Source organism: Roseburia sp. AF15-21, assembly GCF_003479505.1.
GTDB lineage: Bacteria > Bacillota > Clostridia > Lachnospirales > Lachnospiraceae > Roseburia_C > Roseburia_C amylophila.
The window spans coordinates 134,357-155,585 of the sequence record NZ_QUHG01000001.1 but is presented as its reverse complement, the minus strand read 5'-3'; the positions used below and the strand labels follow the sequence as shown (position 1 = coordinate 155,585).

The 21,229-nt window shown below is 41.7% G+C and carries 17 protein-coding genes and 1 tRNA gene; 1 reads left to right on the top strand and 17 read right to left on the bottom strand.

Going from position 1 to position 21,229, the window contains the following annotated elements:
- Positions 1-37: 37 nt before the first annotated feature.
- Complete coding sequence (locus DWW33_RS00710; protein WP_118638667.1) at positions 38-1,300, top strand: D-alanyl-D-alanine carboxypeptidase family protein; 1,263 nt, start codon at positions 38-40, stop codon at positions 1,298-1,300.
- Between the two features lie 8 nt (positions 1,301-1,308).
- On the opposite strand, the gene cls is transcribed toward DWW33_RS00710, so the two are convergent.
- From cls to galE, 17 genes are all read right to left on the bottom strand, one after another.
- Entirely contained in the window at positions 1,309-2,844 is a 1,536-nt protein-coding gene (cls, locus tag DWW33_RS00705; RefSeq protein ID WP_118638666.1) for a cardiolipin synthase, read from the bottom strand.
- A gap of 158 nt (positions 2,845-3,002) precedes the next feature.
- Entirely contained in the window at positions 3,003-3,893 is an 891-nt protein-coding gene (locus DWW33_RS00700; protein ID WP_118056739.1) for a S8 family peptidase, read from the bottom strand.
- 239 nt (positions 3,894-4,132) lie between these two features.
- On the bottom strand, positions 4,133-6,226 hold the full coding sequence (locus DWW33_RS00695) for a polyribonucleotide nucleotidyltransferase (protein ID WP_117697175.1): 2,094 nt from the start codon (positions 6,224-6,226) through the stop codon (positions 4,133-4,135).
- 293 nt (positions 6,227-6,519) lie between these two features.
- Complete coding sequence (rpsO, locus tag DWW33_RS00690; RefSeq protein ID WP_022242572.1) at positions 6,520-6,786, bottom strand: 30S ribosomal protein S15; 267 nt, start codon at positions 6,784-6,786, stop codon at positions 6,520-6,522.
- A 144-nt stretch (positions 6,787-6,930) separates the two neighbouring features.
- Positions 6,931-8,049 (bottom strand): C40 family peptidase, encoded by a 1,119-nt coding sequence (locus tag DWW33_RS00685; RefSeq protein WP_117946901.1) that lies wholly within the window; start codon positions 8,047-8,049, stop codon positions 6,931-6,933.
- 174 nt (positions 8,050-8,223) lie between these two features.
- Positions 8,224-9,147 carry a bifunctional riboflavin kinase/FAD synthetase gene (locus DWW33_RS00680; protein ID WP_022242574.1) on the bottom strand — a complete coding sequence of 308 codons (924 nt, stop codon included), beginning with the start codon at positions 9,145-9,147 and terminating at the stop codon, positions 8,224-8,226.
- 32 nt (positions 9,148-9,179) lie between these two features.
- A complete protein-coding gene (gene truB, locus DWW33_RS00675; protein ID WP_022242575.1) occupies positions 9,180-10,112 on the bottom strand; it encodes a tRNA pseudouridine(55) synthase TruB in 933 nt (310 codons plus the stop codon).
- Positions 10,113-10,124: 12 nt separating this feature from the next.
- Positions 10,125-11,075: a DHH family phosphoesterase gene (locus DWW33_RS00670; protein WP_118638665.1), complete on the bottom strand. Its 951-nt coding sequence runs from the start codon at positions 11,073-11,075 to the stop codon at positions 10,125-10,127.
- 35 nt (positions 11,076-11,110) lie between these two features.
- A complete protein-coding gene (gene rbfA / locus DWW33_RS00665) occupies positions 11,111-11,473 on the bottom strand; it encodes a 30S ribosome-binding factor RbfA (RefSeq protein ID WP_022242577.1) in 363 nt (120 codons plus the stop codon).
- Between the two features lie 23 nt (positions 11,474-11,496).
- Positions 11,497-14,454 (bottom strand): translation initiation factor IF-2, encoded by a 2,958-nt coding sequence (gene infB, locus DWW33_RS00660; protein WP_118638664.1) that lies wholly within the window; start codon positions 14,452-14,454, stop codon positions 11,497-11,499.
- A gap of 15 nt (positions 14,455-14,469) precedes the next feature.
- Complete coding sequence (locus tag DWW33_RS00655; RefSeq protein ID WP_022242579.1) at positions 14,470-14,787, bottom strand: L7Ae/L30e/S12e/Gadd45 family ribosomal protein; 318 nt, start codon at positions 14,785-14,787, stop codon at positions 14,470-14,472.
- The gene (rnpM, locus tag DWW33_RS00650; RefSeq protein WP_022242580.1) at positions 14,774-15,052 is read right to left on the bottom strand and encodes an RNase P modulator RnpM; all 279 of its coding nucleotides are present in this window, start codon (positions 15,050-15,052) and stop codon (positions 14,774-14,776) included. Before rnpM ends, DWW33_RS00655 begins: the two co-directional genes overlap by 14 nt.
- Positions 15,039-16,199: a transcription termination factor NusA gene (nusA, locus tag DWW33_RS00645; protein WP_118540631.1), complete on the bottom strand. Its 1,161-nt coding sequence runs from the start codon at positions 16,197-16,199 to the stop codon at positions 15,039-15,041. Before nusA ends, rnpM begins: the two co-directional genes overlap by 14 nt.
- Positions 16,200-16,250: 51 nt before the next feature.
- Positions 16,251-16,718, bottom strand: a complete 468-nt coding sequence (gene rimP / locus DWW33_RS00640) for a ribosome maturation factor RimP (protein WP_022242582.1) — start codon at positions 16,716-16,718, stop codon at positions 16,251-16,253.
- A gap of 144 nt (positions 16,719-16,862) precedes the next feature.
- Positions 16,863-19,580: a type I pullulanase gene (gene pulA / locus DWW33_RS00635; protein ID WP_118638663.1), complete on the bottom strand. Its 2,718-nt coding sequence runs from the start codon at positions 19,578-19,580 to the stop codon at positions 16,863-16,865.
- 318 nt (positions 19,581-19,898) lie between these two features.
- Positions 19,899-19,970 (bottom strand) — tRNA-Glu (locus DWW33_RS00630).
- An 83-nt stretch (positions 19,971-20,053) separates the two neighbouring features.
- A complete protein-coding gene (gene galE, locus DWW33_RS00625; RefSeq protein WP_022242586.1) occupies positions 20,054-21,070 on the bottom strand; it encodes a UDP-glucose 4-epimerase GalE in 1,017 nt (338 codons plus the stop codon).
- Positions 21,071-21,229: the final 159 nt, after the last annotated feature.

Sequence of the window (21,229 nt, the reverse complement as noted above, 5' to 3'; positions counted from 1 at the left end):
CTATTAAAATGTAATAGAACATACCGGAGGTATTCTTATGCATACCATTCTTTCCATTTTCATAAGCCTGTCTCTTCTTGGCCCGGCCTTTTTACCAATGGCATCACAATTTTCTGTTCTTGCAGAAAACGAAACTCCTGCAGAATCCAACAATCCATCCCCTGATGCTTCCATGCCAGATGCTTCCAATCCGGATGCTGCTTCCGATGCATCTGCTCCGGTCACATTGTCTGCTCCCAGTGCTCTTTTAATGGAAGCATCTACCGGAACCATCATCTATGAAAAGGATGCTCATTCCATCCTGCATCCTGCCAGCATTACGAAAATCATGACACTGATTCTGATTTTCGATGCTCTGGACGCACAAAAAATTTCCTTAGATGATGTTGTCACAGTTTCGGAACATGCTGCAAGCATGGGCGGTTCCCAGGTCTTCTTAGAGCTGGGTGAAACCCAGACCGTTGATACCATGATAAAGTGTATCAGTGTTGCCAGTGCCAATGACGCCTGCGTTGCCATGGCAGAATTCATTGCCGGTTCGGAAGATGCCTTCGTTGCCCAGATGAATGAGCGGGCTGCCGGTCTTGGTATGAAGGATACCAACTTTGTTAACTGCTGCGGTCTTGACGTTGACAATCATATGACCAGTGCCTATGATGTTGCTCTAATGTCCCGGGAATTAATCACAAAATATCCGCAGATACATAATTATTCTACCATCTGGATGGAAAATATTACCCATGTCACGAAAAAAGGGTCTTCCGAATTTGGTTTAACCAACACCAATAAGCTCATCAAACAATACGCCTATGCCACTGGATTAAAAACCGGTTCCACCGGTCTTGCCAAGTACTGTGTCTCAGCCACTGCTGAAAAAGATAACATTAAACTCATCGCAGTCATTATGGCTGCACCGGATTATAAAGTGCGTTTTGCTGATGCGTCCGCCCTTTTAGACTATGGTTTTTCCGTATGCCGGCTCTATCAGGATACCACACCGCCCGCTCTGCCGGAATTATCAGTACGGGGTGGCACTGATAAAAAGGCCAGTCTTTCCTATGAAGGAACCTTTTCATATCTTGATACTGCAGGAAATGACTTAAATCTTATTGAAAAAAAGCTTTCTCTTCCAGAAGAAATAAAAGCTCCGGTAACACAGGGAAAAGAAGCCGGCACACTTTACTATACATTAAATGAAAAAGAAATCGGCTCCATCCGGGTCTTATATGATACTACGATTCCAAAAGCTACCTATCAGGATTATTTTCGTAAGACGCTTACTTATTTCTTCTCCCTGTAAAACCTTTTCTACAAAAGCGGGGCCAGCAGACGCAGACAGGTCTGTATCATCCGTACTCCTACAAATCTGTGTTTGCAGAATTCCAGATCAATCTGCTGTGACTGTCCGATTACCGCAAGTGCATCTTCTTTTAACTGCAGCACTGCCTCGGTCTTATAGCACCAGACTCCGCATTCAAAATGCAGATACATACTGCGGTAATCCAGATTGATACTGCCTACGGTAGCAATTTTATCATCACAGACAAAACTCTTTGCATGAATAAATCCCGGTGTATACTGATAAATCTTTACACCACTTTCAATAAGAACACCATAATCTGCCTGTGTCAGAAGATAAACAAATTTCTTATCCGGAATTCCAGGTGTTACAATCCGCACATCCACACCACGTTTTGCCGCATTCTGAAGGCTTACCAGCATTTCATGGTCAATAATCAGATACGGGGTGAAAATGTAGACATACTTCTGTGCTGAATTAATAATGTTCATGTATACATTCTCGCCGGTATTTTCGTGATCTAACGGTGTATCACTATACGGCTGCACATATCCAACGGATGGAATCTTTGCCACATAGTCTGCATCCGGCCGGAACTTCTCATAATCCTCCGTGGAATTTATTATATAATTCCACATTTCAAGAAACATACAGGTAAAGCTCCATACCGCTGCACCTTTCATACGGATTCCGGTATCCTTCCAGTATCCAAACCGCTCAATTTCATTGATATATTCATCTGCAATATTGATTCCACCAGTAAATGCAACATTTCCATCAATAACGAGGATTTTTCTGTGGTCACGGTTATTCATAATGACAGCAAGTCTCGCCCGCAACGGATTAAACGCCGCACATTTAATTCCGATTTTCTGCAATTCCTTATAGAAATTATTCGGCAGTGTCGTAATGCAGCCAACATCATCATAAATCAGACGTACTTCTACGCCCTCTTCCACTTTTTCCTTCAAAAGCTGAATCAGCTCCCGGAACATCTTTCCATCATCTAAAATAAAATATTCCAGAAAAACAAACTTTTTCGCTTTCCGGATTTCTTCTAACATAACCGGAAACATTTCTTCTCCGGACGGATAATAATTTGTTGCTGTATGTTCATAAACTGGAAAATGCGCCCAGTCACTGATATATGAAGACTGTCCAGCGGCAACCGGATCTTCTTCTGCCAGCCGTTCTCTGCACGCTCTATCTTCTGTAAGAAGCGGTTCTACTTCCTCATTTACGCGGTTCATTTTCTCTCTTGCCTTTCTAGTGAGTTCCGGTCTTCCAAATACCACGTACAGCAATAATCCGAGCAATGGAAACATCAGAATAATAAATACCCATGCCAGCCGGTATGCCGGATTCATTCTTCGATTTACAACGAATAAAGCTACGATAAATGCAAGTATATTGAGAATCAGGTTGATGTAAGTAGACATTTTACCAACTTCCAGCAGCAGATAAAATAAATATCCAAACTGAAGTAAAATAAGTAAAACTGTGATAAAAAGTCTGCTGATTAAAACTTTAAATATTTTCTTCACCTTATTCCCTCCTCTTTCTTTTCTACCCCTTGTTTTATGCGTATTCTTCATTTTACCGCATTTTCTCCCAGAAATCAAATGTCCGGCGTATTCCTTTCCCTCTGTCTCTGTCTCTTTCTCTTTCTTTCTGCTTTTTATCTCTTCTAGGCTATTTTCTTTTATCGAATCAGCCGCATGACATCCAGCCTCCCCCAGCCCTGTGCATGCTTGGATTTTCCAGTATCTACACTCGTCTCATAAAGCCGCAGTTTTACTTCTGCCGGTTTTAGATTTGGATAACGGCTTAAAAGCACCGCGACCGCCCCGGCCACCACCGGTGTTGCCATAGAGGTTCCACTTTTCATCTCATAACCATTTCCCATCCGCTTACAGCTGACAATCGCTGTTCCAGGAGCCACTACTTCTGGTTTCATAATGCAGGCTTCCGTCGGACCCCTCCCACTATACCCACGCATCAGACCCAGATTTTTTACTTCTCCTTCCTCATCATCACTGCTGCCCACCGTTATAATCTTCCGGCATAGCCCCGGTATCGTAATACTCTTATCCTTTGGCCCGTTATTTCCTGCAGCAGCAACCACTACGATTCCTGCGTCCCAGACTGCTTCAATTGCTGCTAACAATTCCTCCTGTTCTTCCCTTCTGGCCGAAGCAAGCATTCCTACGGAAATATTTAAGATTCTTATATTCATTTTCCCATAATTTGCAATCAGCCATTTTAATGCAGATACCACCAGTCTGGTATTACCTTTTCCCATGCGGTCTAATACTTTTATCGAAAATATCTGTGCTCCCGGAGCCATTCCCCGGTAACGTCCATGGGAAGCGAAACCAGAACCTGCAATAATTCCGGAAACATGGGTTCCATGACCGTTATCATCATAAAGTATCTTCTTATCACCTACATAATCACGAAATCCTCTGATTCTTTGTCCAAAATCAATATGAGTTCCAATTCCTGTATCCATCACGGCTACCGTGACATTATTTCCAATATATCCTAGTTTATGAGCTTCATTCACCCTTGTAATCTGTCTGACCCGTTCCATACTGCACCATTTTATGTTTTCTTATAGTATATGCAGTGCAGCATTTTTGACCACCGGTAGAGCTTTCCGGATACCCGAAAAAGAAGTTTGCTCAGCAAACTCGGCTCTTTTTTTCTGCCAGACTTTTTCTTCGCTACTTACGTAAAAAGGCGTATACCCTTGTGGATTTTCATCCGCAAAAGCATACGCCTTATTTTATTTATGTGAGTATTGAAAAATCACATGCCACGAATCTGCAATTAGTTCTGAGCAGGAACATCCTTGATGGAGAAGCTGATTCTTCCCATTCTGTCTTTGCCCATGCAGATACAGGTTACTGTATCACCAAGAGTCAGAACATCTTCTACATGTTCGATTCTCTCTTTCGCAATCTTGGAAATGTGAACCATTCCCTCTTTGCCCGGTGCAAATTCGATGAATGCACCAAATTCTTTGATGCTTACTACTTTACCAGTGAAAATCTGACCTTCTTCAAAATCAGTTGTAATGATACGGATCATGTCAGCAGCTTTCTCAAGCATTGCTTTATCGGTACCACAGATGCTTACTGCACCTTCATCATTGATGTCAATCTTAACACCAGTGCGGTCGATAATCTCGTTGATTGTCTTACCCTTCTGACCTACTACATCACCAATCTTAGCCGGGTCAATCTGAACCTGAAGAATCTTTGGAGCATACTGTCCAACTTCTTTTCTTGGCTCAGCAATTGCTTTGGACATAACTTCGTCCATGATATAAAGTCTTGCTTCCCTGGTTCTTCTGATTGCTTCTTCTACGATAGGTCTTGTTAATCCGTGAATCTTAATATCCATCTGGATTGCAGTAATACCGTCATGTGTACCAGTTACCTTGAAGTCCATATCTCCGAAGAAGTCCTCAAGTCCCTGAATATCGGTTAATACGATGTAATCATCATCTGTCTCACCAGTTACCAGACCACAGGAAATACCTGCAACCATTTTCTTAATCGGAACACCTGCAGCCATAAGTGCCATACAGGATGCACAGGTAGATGCCATAGAGGTAGAACCATTAGATTCAAAGGTCTCGGATACGGCACGGATTGCATATGGGAATTCTTCTTCAGAAGGAAGAACCGGAACCAATGCTTTCTCAGCCAGTGCTCCATGTCCGATTTCACGACGTCCCGGTCCTCTGGAAGGTTTTGTTTCTCCAACAGAGTAGGATGGGAAATTGTAATGGTGCATATATCTCTTGGTGGTAATATTCTCATCTAATCCATCGATTTTCTGAACTTCAGATAATGGAGCTAATGTTACAACATCACAGATCTGAGTCTGTCCACGGGTAAACATAGCAGAACCATGTACTCTAGGAATAATATCAACCTCAGATGCCAGCGGACGAATCTGGTTGATTGCTCTTCCATCCGGACGTTTGTGGTCTTTTAAAATCATCTTACGAACGGTCTTCTTCTGATACTGATATACAGCCTCACCAACTAATGGAAGCCACTCTTCGTTATCTGCAAATGCCTCTTCCATTTTCTCTGTTACTTTACGGATATTTTCTTCTCTGGTCTGTTTGTCGTCAGAGAATACTGCTACTTCCATCTCATCCGGTGTAACAATCTCACGCATAGCTGCAAACATTTCCTCTGGAACTGCACAGCTTGTATATTCATGTTTTGGTTTACCAACTTCGTTTACCAGTTTCATAATGAAATCATTAATGGTCTGGTTGATGTCGTGTGCCATGTAAATTGCTTCAATCATTTTATCTTCCGGAATCTCATTTGCTCCGGCTTCAATCATGATTACTTTCTCTCTGGTAGAAGCAACCGTCAACTGTAAATCACCATTGTCCCAAACTTCCTGGGATGGGTTGATTACAAATTCACCATCTTTCATTCCGACCTGTGTCATAGCACATGGTCCGTCAAATGGGATGTCCGAAATGCAGGTTGCAATCGCAGAACCAAGCATTGCTACGATTTCCGGACGGCATTCCGGGTCAACGCTCATAACGAGGTTGTTTAATGTTACATCATTACGATAATCCTTTGGGAATAACGGACGCATAGGTCTGTCAATTACACGGGAAGTAAGAATTGCATTCTCAGATGCTTTTCCTTCTCTCTTATTAAATCCGCCAGGGATTTTTCCTACTGCATAAGATTTCTCTTCGAACTCTACGCTAAGAGGGAAAAAGTCGATTCCGTCTCTTGGCTTTTCAGATGCTGTTGCAGTAGATAATACAGTGGTATCACCGTAGTGCATGAATGCACATCCATTTGCCTGTTTACCCACACGGTTAATATCAACCGTAAGAGTTCTTCCGGCAAGTTCCATTGAATAACTCTGGTACATATCATTTCTCCTTTTTTGTATACAGGATATTCCTGCTTATTATGGCAGAAGTTCCGAAATGGTGCTGTTTGCAGCCATCCGGAGGTGTATCGACCGAAACTACTGATTAACACAATCTGTAATTGCACTAATCAGTGGTCTCGGAATCGTCCTTCTGCCGTTCTTACATTGTCATCCATAAGACTCTGTACTTGCAGTTCCTTACGGATATCCGGCAACCTGTGGAAGCCTAGCAACCGAAAAATAGAGCGGACAACTCCGCTCTATTCTATACGGTTTCCTTTTACAAGAAATTACTTTCTTAAACCTAAACGTTCGATTAAAGAACGATATCTTTCAATATCAACTTTCTTTAAGTAAGCCAGTAAACGACGTCTCTGACCAACCATCTTTAAAAGTCCTCTTCTGGAATGATGATCCTTCTGATTTACTTTTAAGTGCTCATTCAGCTCATTGATTCTGGCTGTTAAAAGTGCAACCTGTACCTCTGGTGAACCTGTGTCTGTAGCAGTTTTACCATATTCTGCGATGATTGCTTCTTTTCTTTCTTTTGATAACATTTACGTTTCCTCCTTATATTTTCTTATCGCCTGATAATCAGCAAAAGGTCGGAGTGTCCATCTACCGAATATCGGCTAAATCATACCTAACAAATATAACATACTACTTATTATTTGTAAACAAAATTCTGTTAGTTTCCTTATCTAGTTTCCTAATACACGGACAACACATACTGGTGAACGATAATATGCATTGGAAATCTTGATTCCGGTAGAAGGTGAACTTGCATGAACAATCTGACCATTTCCGATATAGATTGCCACATGGTTGATGCCCTTACCGCTACCATAGAAGAACAAATCTCCCGGCTGTGCTTCGGATGCACTGATTCTGGTTCCGCATCCTGCCTGTGCTCTGGATGAGTGTGGCAGATATACGCCATAATTTGCATATACGGATAATACAAATCCGGAACAGTCCGCTCCTCTGGTAAGGCTGGTTCCGCCCCATACATATGGATTACCGACAAACTGTGTTGCATAAGCCACCAGTGATACTCTTGTATCTGAAACACCCTGACCATATTTTAATTCTGTCATGGTCTGTGCCTTTGGCAGCTGCTGTGAAATCTCTACATAGTCGGTGCTTGCATATCCTACATCACCATCTAAGTCTACTTCCACCCAGCCATCATACTGATTTAAAACCTCTAATTCTTCTCCTTCCGGCATCAATGCCAGTTTGGTACAATCGGTATTCATCTCAGCACGTACATTTAAAGTCTGTGTTGTAACGGTTGCAATGGTCTTCATTACTTCCTGGGCTTTTGCTACAGCTGCCTCTCCGGTAATGATATATTCTGCTTTTACATATCCGGTTACCTGACCAGATTCAATTTTAAGCCACTCGCCATCGTCCTCTAAAATTTCACATCCGGCATCACTCTGCATCTTTCCTACGATATCAGAATTGGTATCCGGCTGTTCCCTTACATTTAAACTGCTGTCAACCTGTGCAATACCAAGATTGGTATATCCACAGATTGTTGTATCTACAGGTACCGCTGTATCGGTTGCTGCTGTATCTGCAGGTACCGTTGTATCAGTTGCTGCAGCATCCTCAGACTGTCCTTCCATCGTTGTAACAGTATTGGTTGCTGAAACAACAATATCTGTATTATAATAGGAATCCATTGTAGCAAATATTCCTGCATTTAAGCCGGAACCTGCTGATGTCTGTGCAGCTGCGCCACCCTCAAGCGCCACTGTAAGTCCACAGGTAAGAATAAATGCTGTTGTCTTCCACTTTCTATTGTTCTTCATAAAAATATGCCTCCTGACATTGTAACGATGCAAAATGCACCCTGCATTTCCGCATCTGTTCGAATCAATATGCTTCTCCATATTTTAAGATTATAGCAACGTGATTTCATAATGTCAACATAAATATGTAACAATTATGTAACAATTGTTCGAAATTTTACGAAATTCATATATTTAATGCTGCTGTACATAAAATCTGCCATAGGCAATATCCTGTTCGAGCTGTTGCTTTAAAGCCTCTAAGGATTCAAACTTCATCTCGCTGCGCTCTCTGCTCCGGAAGCAGACACGCACTTTCTTTCCATAGAGATTCTCATTAAAATCAAAAATATTGGTTTCCACTGCCACCGGATTAACCCCTTCGATAGTCGGCTTACATCCAACATCTGCGATTCCATGATACGTCTTATCCCCTACTACAACATCACAAACATAGACACCAAACGGCGGAAGCAGTTTGTTTTCCGGCGGTATGATATTTATGGTCGGGATTCCAAGTACCTTCGCGCCCATTTCTCTGCCATGTATTACAACACCTTCCACAAAATAATCATAGCCAAGAAGGTATTTTACTTTTTCCATATTGCCCTTTTCTACTTCTTCCCGGATAAAGGTACTGCTGATATCCCGATTCTCATACTGAACCTTATCTATTACCTTAAGTTCATAATGCAGCTTCTTCGCATATATTTCCAGCAGATGGTAATCTCCGCGGCGGTTATGTCCGAAATGAAAATCTGTTCCAACCACAATGCCACGGATTTTCATGGAAGAAGCCAGCATTTCAATAAATGCTTCCGGTTCCATGGTCATGACTTCTTTGGTAAAAGGATATTCAATCAGATAATCAATGCCCTGCTCTTCACAGATTGCAACCTTCTCTTCATTCGTCGTAAGCACCTTCTGGACTTCATTTATCCTGCCCGGTCTCGGCGGAATGGCAAAGGTAAATAGTACCGTTGCACAGCCTTTATTCTTCTGCTCCATCATATGTTCTAATAAAGTCTCATGTCCTCTGTGCAGACCGTCAAATTTGCCAAGGGAAAGCACGCATTCTTCTTCAATATGAAATTCTGTTGTTCCATGTATATACTTCATTTTTTATACCTGCTTAAATGTCTTTTTCCTTCTCATTGCTGTGTAAAGAAAAGTTTTACCGGCTTAAACAGCCTGTCCGCTGTACGGTATTCATATATTCCAACAAAATGATTTGCATTGTCATACACTCTGACTTTTTTGCAGTCATCTTCTTTATAAAAAGAAGCAAGCGTATGCTCTATCGTCTCTGCCTCTGCTATCACAGGCAACGGCAGCTTATTTCCATTATATAAAAGTGCAGTACTATCTTTGCGGCTGTGAATCTGTGGCAGATTTTTAAATACGGTATCAATGGGATATAAAATCTCTTCTATCTTACCACTTTTCATTATTGTCTCAATTTCCTGCAGTGTTTTTGCATCTTCTATTTGAAAATCTGAAACTCTTGTCCGTACCAGGTACTCCATACAGGCTCCACAACCTAATTTTTCTCCGATGTCATGGCACAATGTACGGATATAAGTTCCTTTGGAACAGTGCACCCGCATGGTCACTCGCGGCAAGTCGATTGATAAAATTGCAATATCTAATATCTGAACCTTCCTTGCCTTGCGTTCTACTTCCACACCTTCTCTTGCTAAGTCACATAATTTCTTTCCATTGACCTTCAGTGCAGAATACATCGGCGGAATCTGTGCATATTCTCCCACAAAGCTTTCAATACACTGCTTTACTTCTTCTATGGAAAGATTTACCTCGGATTCCTTTAATATGGTTCCTGTCATATCCTGGGTATCCGTTTCTTTTCCCAAAAGCATGACTGCCTCGTATACCTTGTCCTTATCAGTTAAAAGGTCACAGACTCTGGTTGCTTTTCCTATACATACAGGAAGTACGCCCTCCGCATCCGGATCAAGCGTACCTGTATGTCCAATCTTTTTCATTTTTAAAATTCCACGCAGCTTTGCAACTACGTCAAAGGACGTAAATCCTTTTTCTTTTCTTACATTAATAATTCCGTCCATACGTTATCCTGTCTATTTCAAAAGCTGTTTTTCAACGTCCTTTACGATTCCCTCAAGAATCTCTTTGGCATTGCCTTCTATGGTTGCTCCGGCTGCCCGTATATGACCGCCTCCACCATAGGACATCATAATAACTGCCACATCTACCTTACCACTGGAACGCATGCTTGCTTTAAAGCTTCCATCCTCATTTTCGTAAAGAAAGATTGCAGCTTCCACATCTTTGGTAGCACGAAGCTGCTGTACGATTCCTTCTAAATGTTTCGGAAGAACCTGGTATTTTTCCATTTCTTCTTTGGTTACGATAGATGCAATGCATTTTCCATCTAAAAAGAGCTGGCTGTCCACCAATGCCTGACCTAAAATCCGGTTCTGCTCGTAAGTTTTCTCATAATAAGTCTTATCCACGATACGGCTGAAATCAATTCCCATTTCCATCAGCCTGCCGGCAATGTTCATGGTCTTTGCGGAAGTACAGGAATACTGGAACACACCCGTATCATGCACAATTCCCACATAAATACATTCTGCAATTTCCTTTGTAATCTTCTCTTCATCTATGAGTTCATATACAAGCTCACAGGTTGAACTTGCCTCCGGGAAAATGTAGTTTGCATCTGCAAAGTTCTGATTGCTGATATGATGGTCAACACAGAAGGTACGTTTTGCTGCATGAAAATATTTCACTGCATTTCCCAGTCGTTTCTCATCGCCGCAGTCCAATGCAATAAATAAATCGTATGGCTCTTTTTCTATATAAGAGCTGTCAATTTTATCTGCATTTGCAAGGAATTTGAAAATGTTTGGAATCGGTTCCAGATGGAGTTCCACTTCCATTTCCGAATGATATTTTCTGATATAGTTATATACTGCTAACGTGGAACCTACACAGTCTCCGTCAGGTTTTACATGACCGGCTATTGCTACACGCTTCACATCATAAAGCTGTTCCTCTAATTTCATTGGCAACACCTGCTCTCTTTCTCTTCGGATGAGGCTTAGGACTCTTCCTGTCCAATCACCTCATCAATTTTCTTTGACATGTTTACACCATACTCAATGGACTGATCCAGGATAAACCGAATCTCCGGAGTATTTCTTAAATTGATACTTTTTGCGAGGGCATGACGAATATACCCTTCTGCACTATTAAGACCTTTGATTGTATTATTCTGAGCTTCTTCGTCTCCGAATACACTGATATACGCCTTACAGGTTTTTAAATCCGGTGCCACTTCTACGGCAACCACGCTGGTCATCGGCGCAATACGCGGGTCTTTTACTTCACTCCGGATAATGTTGGAGAGTTCTCTTTGAACTTCTCCATTTATCCGCATATTTTTCATACTATTTTTTTGCATAATTTTCCTGTCCTTCTATCAGATTATCTGGCAACCTCTACCATCTTATATGCCTCTACCTGATCCAGTTCTGCAATATCATTAAATCCTTCGAATACAAGACCACACTCATATCCGGCTTTTACTTCCTTCACATCGTCCTTGAAACGTTTCAGGGAAGCAAGATTTCCTTCAAATATCTGTGTTCCCTCACGGGTAATACGGACTTTACATCCACGCTCAAAGTTACCATCCAATACATAAGAACCTGCAATGTTACCAACACCGGATGCTTTGAAAATCTGACGAACTTCTGCATGGCCGATTACTTTTTCTTCGTATACAGGATCTAACATTCCCTTCATAGCAGCTTCTACGTCTTCAATTGCGTTATAGATAACTTTATAAAGACGGATATCTACACCTTCATTTTCAGCAGTAACCTTTGCTGTAGGGTCCGGTCTTACGTTAAATCCAATGATAATTGCGTTAGATGCAGATGCTAAAGTAACATCAGATTCGTTGATTGCACCAACACCACCATGGATAATCTTAACCACAACTTCGTCGTTGGAAAGTTTTACAAGACTCTGTTTTACGGCTTCTACAGAACCCTGGACGTCTGCTTTAACGATGATATCCAGCTCTTTTACATCTCCGGACTGAATCTGTGAGAACAGGTCATCTAAAGACATTCTGGAACGGGTCTCCTCTAACAGTTTTGCCTTTCCTTCGGAAATATATGTCTCTGCAAAGTTTCTTGCATCTTTTTCACTGTCACATGCTACGAATGTTTCTCCTGCATCCGGTACACTGGAAAGTCCTAAAATCTCTACCGGCATGGATGGTCCGGCTTCTTTTACTCTTCTTCCCTTATCGTCAATCATGGCACGCACTTTACCATATGCACTACCACAGGCAATCGGCTCACCAACTGTAAGGGTTCCCTTCTGTACTAAAACAGTTGCTACAGCTCCTCTTCCTTTATCCAGCTGTGCCTCAATGATAACACCACGGGCTTTACGTTTTGGATTTGCCTTTAATTCGCTGACTTCTGCTGTTAATAATAACATTTCCAATAACTGGTCAATACCTTCGTGGGTATGAGCAGATACCGGTACAAAGATGGTGCTTCCACCCCAGTCTTCCGGAATCAGTTCATATTCGGATAACTCCTGTTTTACTCGGTCGATATTGGCATTTGGCTTATCAATCTTATTGATTGCTACTACGATTTCAATTCCGGCTGCTTTAGCATGGTTAATTGCTTCTACAGTCTGTGGCATGACACCATCATCTGCTGCAACTACAAGAATTGCGATGTCGGTAGATTTTGCTCCACGCAGACGCATTGCGGTAAATGCTTCATGTCCCGGTGTATCTAAGAAGGTAATCTTCTGTCCGTTGATACTTACCACATATGCTCCGATATGCTGTGTGATACCACCAGCCTCACGGTCTGTTACATGTGTATTACGGATTGCATCCAGAAGGGATGTTTTACCATGGTCAACGTGACCCATTACACAGACAACAGGTGGTCTTGGAACTAAATCTTCTTCTCTTTCTTCATCCTCTTTTAAAAGCTCTGCAATTACGTCTACCTTTTCTTCCGGCTCTGCAATACAGTTAAATTCCAGTGCAATTTCTTCTGCACTGTCATAGTCGATTTCCTGATTTACGGTAACCATCTGTCCCTTCATAAAGAGCTTCTTGATGATTTCAGAAGCCTGAACCTTCATCTTATCTGCCAGTTCCTTAATCGTCATACGCTCCGGCAGGGATACGCTGCGGATGGTATCTTCTTCCTTTGGTTTCGGCTGTGCAGGACGTTTCTTCTTACCGCCGTTTTTCTCAAGATTTACATATCTTTCCTGTTTCTTGCTTCCTAACTTATCGTGCTCCTGCACCTGTTTCTTACGGGTATTGTCACGGTCACGGTTTTCACGGCTTTCTTTTCTTAAATCATCCGGACCTGCCTGGATAGCTTCTTTATTGAAACGGTTTAATTCCTGATCGAATCTTCCACCATTTCTTCCGCCTCTTCCATTTCTGTCGCCTTGTGGACGGTTATTATTGTATGGTCTGTCTCCCTGTGGGCGGTTATTGTTGTACGGTCTGTCTCCCTGCGGGCGGTTGTTATTGTACGGTCTGTCTCCCTGCGGGCGGTTGTTATTATACGGTCTGTCTCCCTGCTGACGGTTATTATATGGTCTGTCCCCCTGCGGGCGGTTATTGTTGTACGGTCTGTCTCCCTGCTGACGGTTATTATACGGTCTGTCTCCCTGTGGGCGGTTGTTATTATACGGTCTGTCTCCCTGTGGACGGTTATTGTTGTATGGTCTGTCTCCCTGCTGACGGTTATTGTTAAAGTTTCTTGTCTCCGTCTTCTTCTCTTCTGTTTTCACTACCGGTTTCTCCTGAACAGTTTTTGTTTCCGTAGTCTTTACTTCTGCAGTTTTCGTTTCTGCTGGTTTTACTTCTGCAGCCTTAACTTCTGTTGCTTTTACCTCTGCCGGCTTAACTTCTGCAGTTTTTACTTCTGCAGGCTTTGGTGCTGCCGGTTTTGCAGGCTGAGCTGGTCTTGCAGCCGGTGCCGGTCTTCTTGTTTCTCCGGTCTTGGCATTGGTGTGATAAGCCTGACGTCTGCTTCCCGGATTGGTCTTGCTGTTCTGTGGGTTAAATACAGCAGAAATACTTGCTTTTTTCTTCGGTCGAGCCGGTGCCTCTGTTGATTTTGCCTCGCCTGCAGCTTTTGTTTCACCTGCTGGCTTTGCTTCTGTTGCAGCTTTTGCTTCGCCTGCCGGCTTTGTCTCTGCTGCTGGCTTTACTGCCGGTTTTGCTGCTCCGTTTACTTTAGAACGCACCAGCTTCTGTGCATCTTCATCTATACTATTGCTGGATGTCTTTACTTCATACTGGGTTCCTTTTAAGGAATCCAAAACATCCTGCGGCTTTATATTTAATTCTTTTGCGAGTTCATATACTCTGAGTTTTGACATATATAACTACCTCCGTTATTCAGTTGTTAACAGTTTCAATTGCTTTATGACGGCTTTGGCAAGACCTTCGTTGGTAACTGCCAATGATGCCCGAAATTCTTTTCCAATATGATGTCCGAGACTCTCCTTATCAGCATAAGCATAAAATGGCACTTCATAAAAGCTGCACATATCACGGAAATGTTTCTTCGTATTATCTGAAGCATCTCCTGCGACAATGACCAGATGAGCCTTTCCTTCTTTTACCGCTTTCTCTGTTGAAAATTCTCCGCTTGCAACATTTCCTGCCTTGGCAGAAAGTCCAAGCATGGATAACACCTTATCTTGTTTCAATATTCTGCATCTCCTTTTGCAACTCCTCATATATTTCTTCCGGAATCGCCATTTTCAAAGATCTTTCCAAGCCCTTTGTCTTTTTTGCTGCCAAAAAGCAATCCATATTCGGACAGATATATGCGCCTCTTCCATTCTTCCTTCCAGTGGAGTCCACTACAAGTTCATCTTCCGGCGTATGAATAATCCGAATCAGTTCTTTCTTGCTTTTCATTTCCTGGCATCCTACACATTTCCGCATAGGAATCTTCTTATTCGTTGCCATCTATGAACTCACCATCTCCTGCGTTTTCTTCTTCATAACCTTCCTCATAACCCTCTTCATACTCCTCATCATAGTCCTCGTAATCATTTTCATAATCCATGAATTCACCGGACTCTCTTGCCTGTGTCTCACTCTTGATATCAATCTTGAATCCGGTCAGTCTTGCAGCAAGTCTTGCATTCTGTCCTTCTTTACCGATAGCAAGGGATAACTGATAATCCGGAACAACAACCTTTGCGCTCTTCTCTTCGCCATCTGCGATTACGGAAATAACTTTTGCTGGGCTTAATGCGTTCTCGATTAACATAGCAGGATTCTCATTCCAGTTAATGATATCAATTTTCTCACCGCGTAATTCACTTACGATAGCATTTACCCTGGCTCCGTTCATACCTACACATGCTCCTACCGGATCTACATCAGGGTCATTGGAGTAAACAGCAATCTTTGTTCTGCTTCCTGCTTCACGGGCAATACTCTTAATCTCTACAATACCATCTTTTACTTCAGTAACTTCTGCTTCAAACAGACGTTTTACTAATTCCGGATGAGTTCTTGAAACCATAATCTTAGGTCCCTTTGGTGTAGATTTTACTTCCAGGATATATACCTTGATACGTTCGGTCGGTTTGAATACTTCACCCTTTACCTGCTCATTTTCAGTAAGAATGGCATCTGCTTTACCAAGATTAATGGAAATATTTTTTCCAACATATCTCTGTACAATTCCGGTTACAACGTCTTTTTCCATGCTATAATATTCGCTGTAAATTGCTTTTCTTTCTTCCTCACGAATCTTCTGTAAAATTACGTTCTTTGCATTCTGTGTTGCAATACGTCCAAATTCTTTGGATTTAACTTCTACATTTACCACATCACCAAGATTGTACTTAGAATCAATCATGCGTGCATTTGCAAGGCTGATTTCTGTTACATCATCTTCTACTTTTTCCACTACGGTCTTCTCAGCAAGCACATGGAACTCGCATGTTTCCGGGTCAATATTTACTTTAATATTATCTGCCTTTCCAAAATGGTTTTTGCATGCAGTCAGCAGAGAATTCTCAATTGCCTCAAGTAAAGTCTCTTTGCTGATATTTTTTTCCTGCTCCAGTATTGTCAATGCTTCCAACAACTCGTTATTCATTTCTTTATCCTCCTATATACTTATTTTCTAAGTTGTATGCTATGTTAATGATTAAAAATCGATGGCAAGACGGATTAATGCAATATCCTTCTTATCAAATACCTTCTGTCCATAAGATTCGTCTTCAATTGTTACGGTATTCTCATCATATGCACTTAAGACTCCACAAAATTCCTTTTCATGATCTATGGCACGATACAGACGTATCTCCACTTCTTTTCCCATAGAACGGACATAGTCCTTTTCTTTCTTCAACGGTCTGCCAAGTCCCGGCGAACTCACTTCAAAAATATAAGAGTCTTCCACATAATCTTCCCGATCCAGAATCTCATTCATTTCCCGTGCTACCATTTCACAGTCATTGACGGTAATTCCGCCTTCCTTATCAATGTAAGCCCGTAAGTACCAGTCGGAACCTTCCTTGACATATTCCACATCTACCAGTTCAAAATGATACTTATCAACGATTGGCTGAATGAAGCTTTCTGTCTTCTGTTCATAAATTTCTTTTCTGGACATGTAACCACCTTTCCATCTGTCTAAATTTTGTTCTAAACATGAATTGAGAGTGGACGCAACGCCCACTCTCAAAGCCTAAATCATCATGTACTGTATTATTATAGCACTATTTTCTTAAATTGCAAGATTTTATTTCCAAATTATCTACTTTCTGCCGGCTTTTCCTGCCTTTTTCTGTGACCAGACAGAACATGCTCCAATCACTACGGCAACCAGAATTGTAAATACATATGCCATCCATGCTGGTAATGTTCCTGCAGATACTACTGCTGTGCTGCCGTTTCCATCACCTTTTACTAAAATCAATGCAGAAACCGGAGCTACTTCTGCTGTTCCAGAAATTGTTTCAATCGTATCTGTTCCTGCTAAGGTATCATTAATGCATACATTCCAGTTTCCTTCCGGAAGAGTTACTTCTTTTTTCTCATTATTGGCATTGAAGATCACATACATTCCATCTGCTGTCTCTCCGTCAACATCACCAGTAATTGCAAACGCTACTACATTATCATCTAAATCTTCTACCGGAGTCACATGTGCTTTTACATCCTCTGCATTGTCAAGGCGAAGCACCGGATGTGCCTTACGGAATGCAATCAGTCCTTTATAATACTGGTAAACATTCTGATACTGTTCATCTTCCAGATTGCTCCATTTTAAGCTGTTTACTGAATCTGGTGAGGCATAGCTGTTTTCATCAAGACCACCATCTGCTTTCACTTTGCTTCTTAAGAATTCTTCTCCTGCCTGCATAAACGGAACACCCTCTGCCGTCATATAAATGGCTGCTGCAAGATTGTTCATGCGGATTCGCTCCTCCACGGAAGCTTCCGGAGTAGAACGGATAATACGATCCATCAGGGAAAGATTATCGTGACAGGATGCGTAGTTAATGGACTGGGAAGGTGTAGTACACCATTCAGGCGATAATCCCATAAAGCATTTTTGTAAGGTCTTCTCTTTGCCATTTGCTCCGGATACAAAACCTTTTTCTGTAGTTGAAAATGTATTTCCTTTTAACAAATCTCTTAACGTATCACTGAAAAAAGCCATTTCCGGTACTTCCGTGGAATTGGTCTGTGTTGTCATGGAATATCCTTCTTTGGTAAGGCTTGTCTGCATCGACCATCCTTCTCCGTAGAAAATAACATCCGGGTGGTCTTTGTGCACTTCCTCGATAACCTCGTTCATGGTTTCCGTATCCAAAAGTCCTACCAGGTCAAAACGGAAGCCATCAATATGATATTCATCTGCCCAGTATTTTACTGAGTCCACAATATATTTCTTCACCATGGAACGCTCGGATGCGGTGTCATTTCCACAGCCGGAACCATTAGAATAAGTCCCATTATCATTTACTCTCGAGAAATACTCCGGCACAATTACGTTAAAACAGAATTCTCCTGCATTGTATACATGATTGTAAACCACGTCCATAACGACACTGATATCATTATCATGTAACGTCTTTACCATTTCTTTAGCTTCTTTCACCCGGACTTCTCCATGATATGGATCCGTGGAATAAGAGCCTTCCGGTACGTTGTAGTTGACCGGATCATATCCCCAGTTAAATTGCGGTGTATCCAGCTTTGTTTCATCTACGGAACCATAATCATAAAACGGAAGTAAATGTAAATGTGTGATTCCCAAATCCTTGATATGGTCAAGTCCGGTCGGAACACCATTTTCAGTTGTGGTTCCGGTCTCTGTCAGTCCTAAATATTTTCCAACGTTTTCAATTCCGGAACTGGAATCTGAAGAGACGTCACGGATATGCATTTCATAAATAACAGCATCATTAATACCCTCTCCGGCATGTGGGTTACTGTCACTGTCCCACCCTTCTGGATTGGTGGATTCCAAATCAATTATCATGGCACGTTTTCCGTTGACACCTGTGGTTCTTGCATATGGGTCATTGGCTTCTTTTTCCTCACCATTAATGGTAACGGTATAAGTATAATAGGTACCATTTAAATCTCCATCCTTTGATGCCACCCAGGTTCCGTTTATATCTGCAGTCATTGGAATGGATTCGATTAAATCATCGGTTCCTTCTGTTCCTGATTCATAGAGATTTACAGAAACAGCCTGTGCGGTTGGTGCCCAGAGACGGAACGCTGTGCTGTCTTTTGTCCAGGTTGCACCAAGGTCATCTCCGTCATAAGTATATTCTTCTTCAAATTCTTTGGTGGAATATACGCTCGGCATCACTACTTTATATTCAGTTCCTTCGTATGTAATCTGATAGCTCTTATAAGCATCTAATGGTTCTTCCACAACTACCTGATATACGAAATCATCATCTTGTGTTACTTCTTTGATAGTAACCGCCACACCATCGGCACTCTTAATGGAAAATGCCTGCATCAGATCCCCTTCAACTGCTCCGGTCATCTGAACGGTTACTGCGCCTTCCCCATCATATTTGGCTCCGGATAATTTAGTTCCGGTTACAGCATCATCACCATATTCTTTGGTATATCCTTTCACACCGGACTCCACATAAATATCCACAGTGCCGGATACCATCTCAGAAATATCAATGAACTGGTCTTCATCAACATCCTTGGTCCAGTCTGCTGTACGCACAATAAATCCCACAGAGGTTGTACCCGGTGTTACTTCCATGGTTGCCACATGGTCACCATCTTCCTCTGCCAGTTCATAAGCTGCACCATCCGCACCTTCTCCCCACATCCAGACATCCCATCCATCGTAATTGTCGTCTGCTCTGTGGTAATGCAGCTTAATCAAAAGTTCGTCAGCCTTTACCATTGCCGCATCTGAGACTACTGAAAAAACAGTCATCATGATAAGCAGCAATGCCATCCCCAATGCTTTTCCTCTTCTCTTCATGTCACCCTCCATCATACATTTGTTAGATTTGCTTATTTTTTCCTTGTTTATTACCAGAAACATAGTAAATTATAACATAACAAATGCTGATTTGGAAGAGATATTTTCGTAAATTTTAGTTAATTATTGCAATTCGAATTTTTACGCAAAATAGTATAAACACACTTTGAGAGTTTCTCGAGTTATCGCAGTGCTTGCCAAATATGCATGCAAGCATGCGATTTTTCTCGCTACTCGCGTAAATAAAAAATGCTGTAAAACCATTATCTGGCTTTCAGCATCTTCTATGGGTTGGGCTATTAAATTATTAATAGTGAGCAGTTCATAGGGGAATCGAACCCCTGTTTCCGCCGTGAGAGGGCGGCGTCTTAACCGCTTGACCAATGAACCGGACAAGTGATACTATAACACGACGCCCTCTAAATTGCAAGCACTTTTTTAATTTTTTTGCAATTTTTTTCTTCAGCTTCTTTCTAGTCCTCATATCCATTCGGATTATTCTTCTGCCATCTCCAGGAATCGGCACACATTTCACGAATGCCAAACTCTGCTTTCCAGCCAAGCTCCCGCTCTGCCTTTGAAGGGTCGCAATAACAGGTCGCAATGTCGCCGGCACGACGTGGCTTAATGGAATAAGGAATCTTTACGCCTGTTGCTTCTTCAAAATTCTTTACAATATCAAGTACACTATAACCATGTCCGGTACCAAGATTGTAAATACTTAATCCGGCATTTTCCTCAATCTTCTTTAATGCCTTTACATGTCCCTTTGCCAGGTCTACTACATGAATGTAGTCTCTTACCCCGGTTCCGTCCGGTGTATCATAATCATTTCCAAATACGCCAAGCTCTTTTAACTTTCCAACTGCCACCTGGGTAATATATGGCATCAGATTGTTCGGAATTCCATTCGGGTTTTCTCCCATAGTTCCGCTCTGATGTGCTCCGATTGGGTTAAAATATCTTAATAAGATAACATTCCATTCCGGATCAGCTTTCTGCATATCCATAAGAATCTGCTCTAACATGGATTTCGTCCAGCCATATGGATTGGTACACTGTCCCTTCGGGCATTCCTCTGTGATTGGAATCTGTGCCGGATCACCATATACGGTCGCGGAGGAAGAAAAGATAATATTCTTGCAGCCGTGCTGGCGCATCACATCTACTAAAGTCAATGTTCCTGCAATGTTGTTATTATAATATTCCCATGGCTTTACCACAGATTCTCCAACTGCTTTTAATCCTGCAAAATGAATGCAGCAGTCAATCTTCTCTTTTTCCATGATTTCATTTAAGATATCACGGTCTAATATATCTCCACGGTAAAATGTAACTTCTTTTCCAGTAAGCGCTTTTACACGCTCCAATGATTTTTCGCTGGCATTGGACAAATTATCCAGCACTACTACGTCATAGCCTGCCTGCTGTAATTCCACGCAGGTATGACTTCCGATATAACCTGCTCCACCTGTAACTAAAATAGACATATTCTCCACTCCTTTGTACTAAAATATGTATTTTCGTGTTCCTTACAAATAATAGTATACCTTATATTCCTGTATTTGAACAGTATCTATTGTATAAACAATATGTATTTTTGTTGCATCTGCAAAGGACAGCCTCTATAATATATCTATAATCTATCT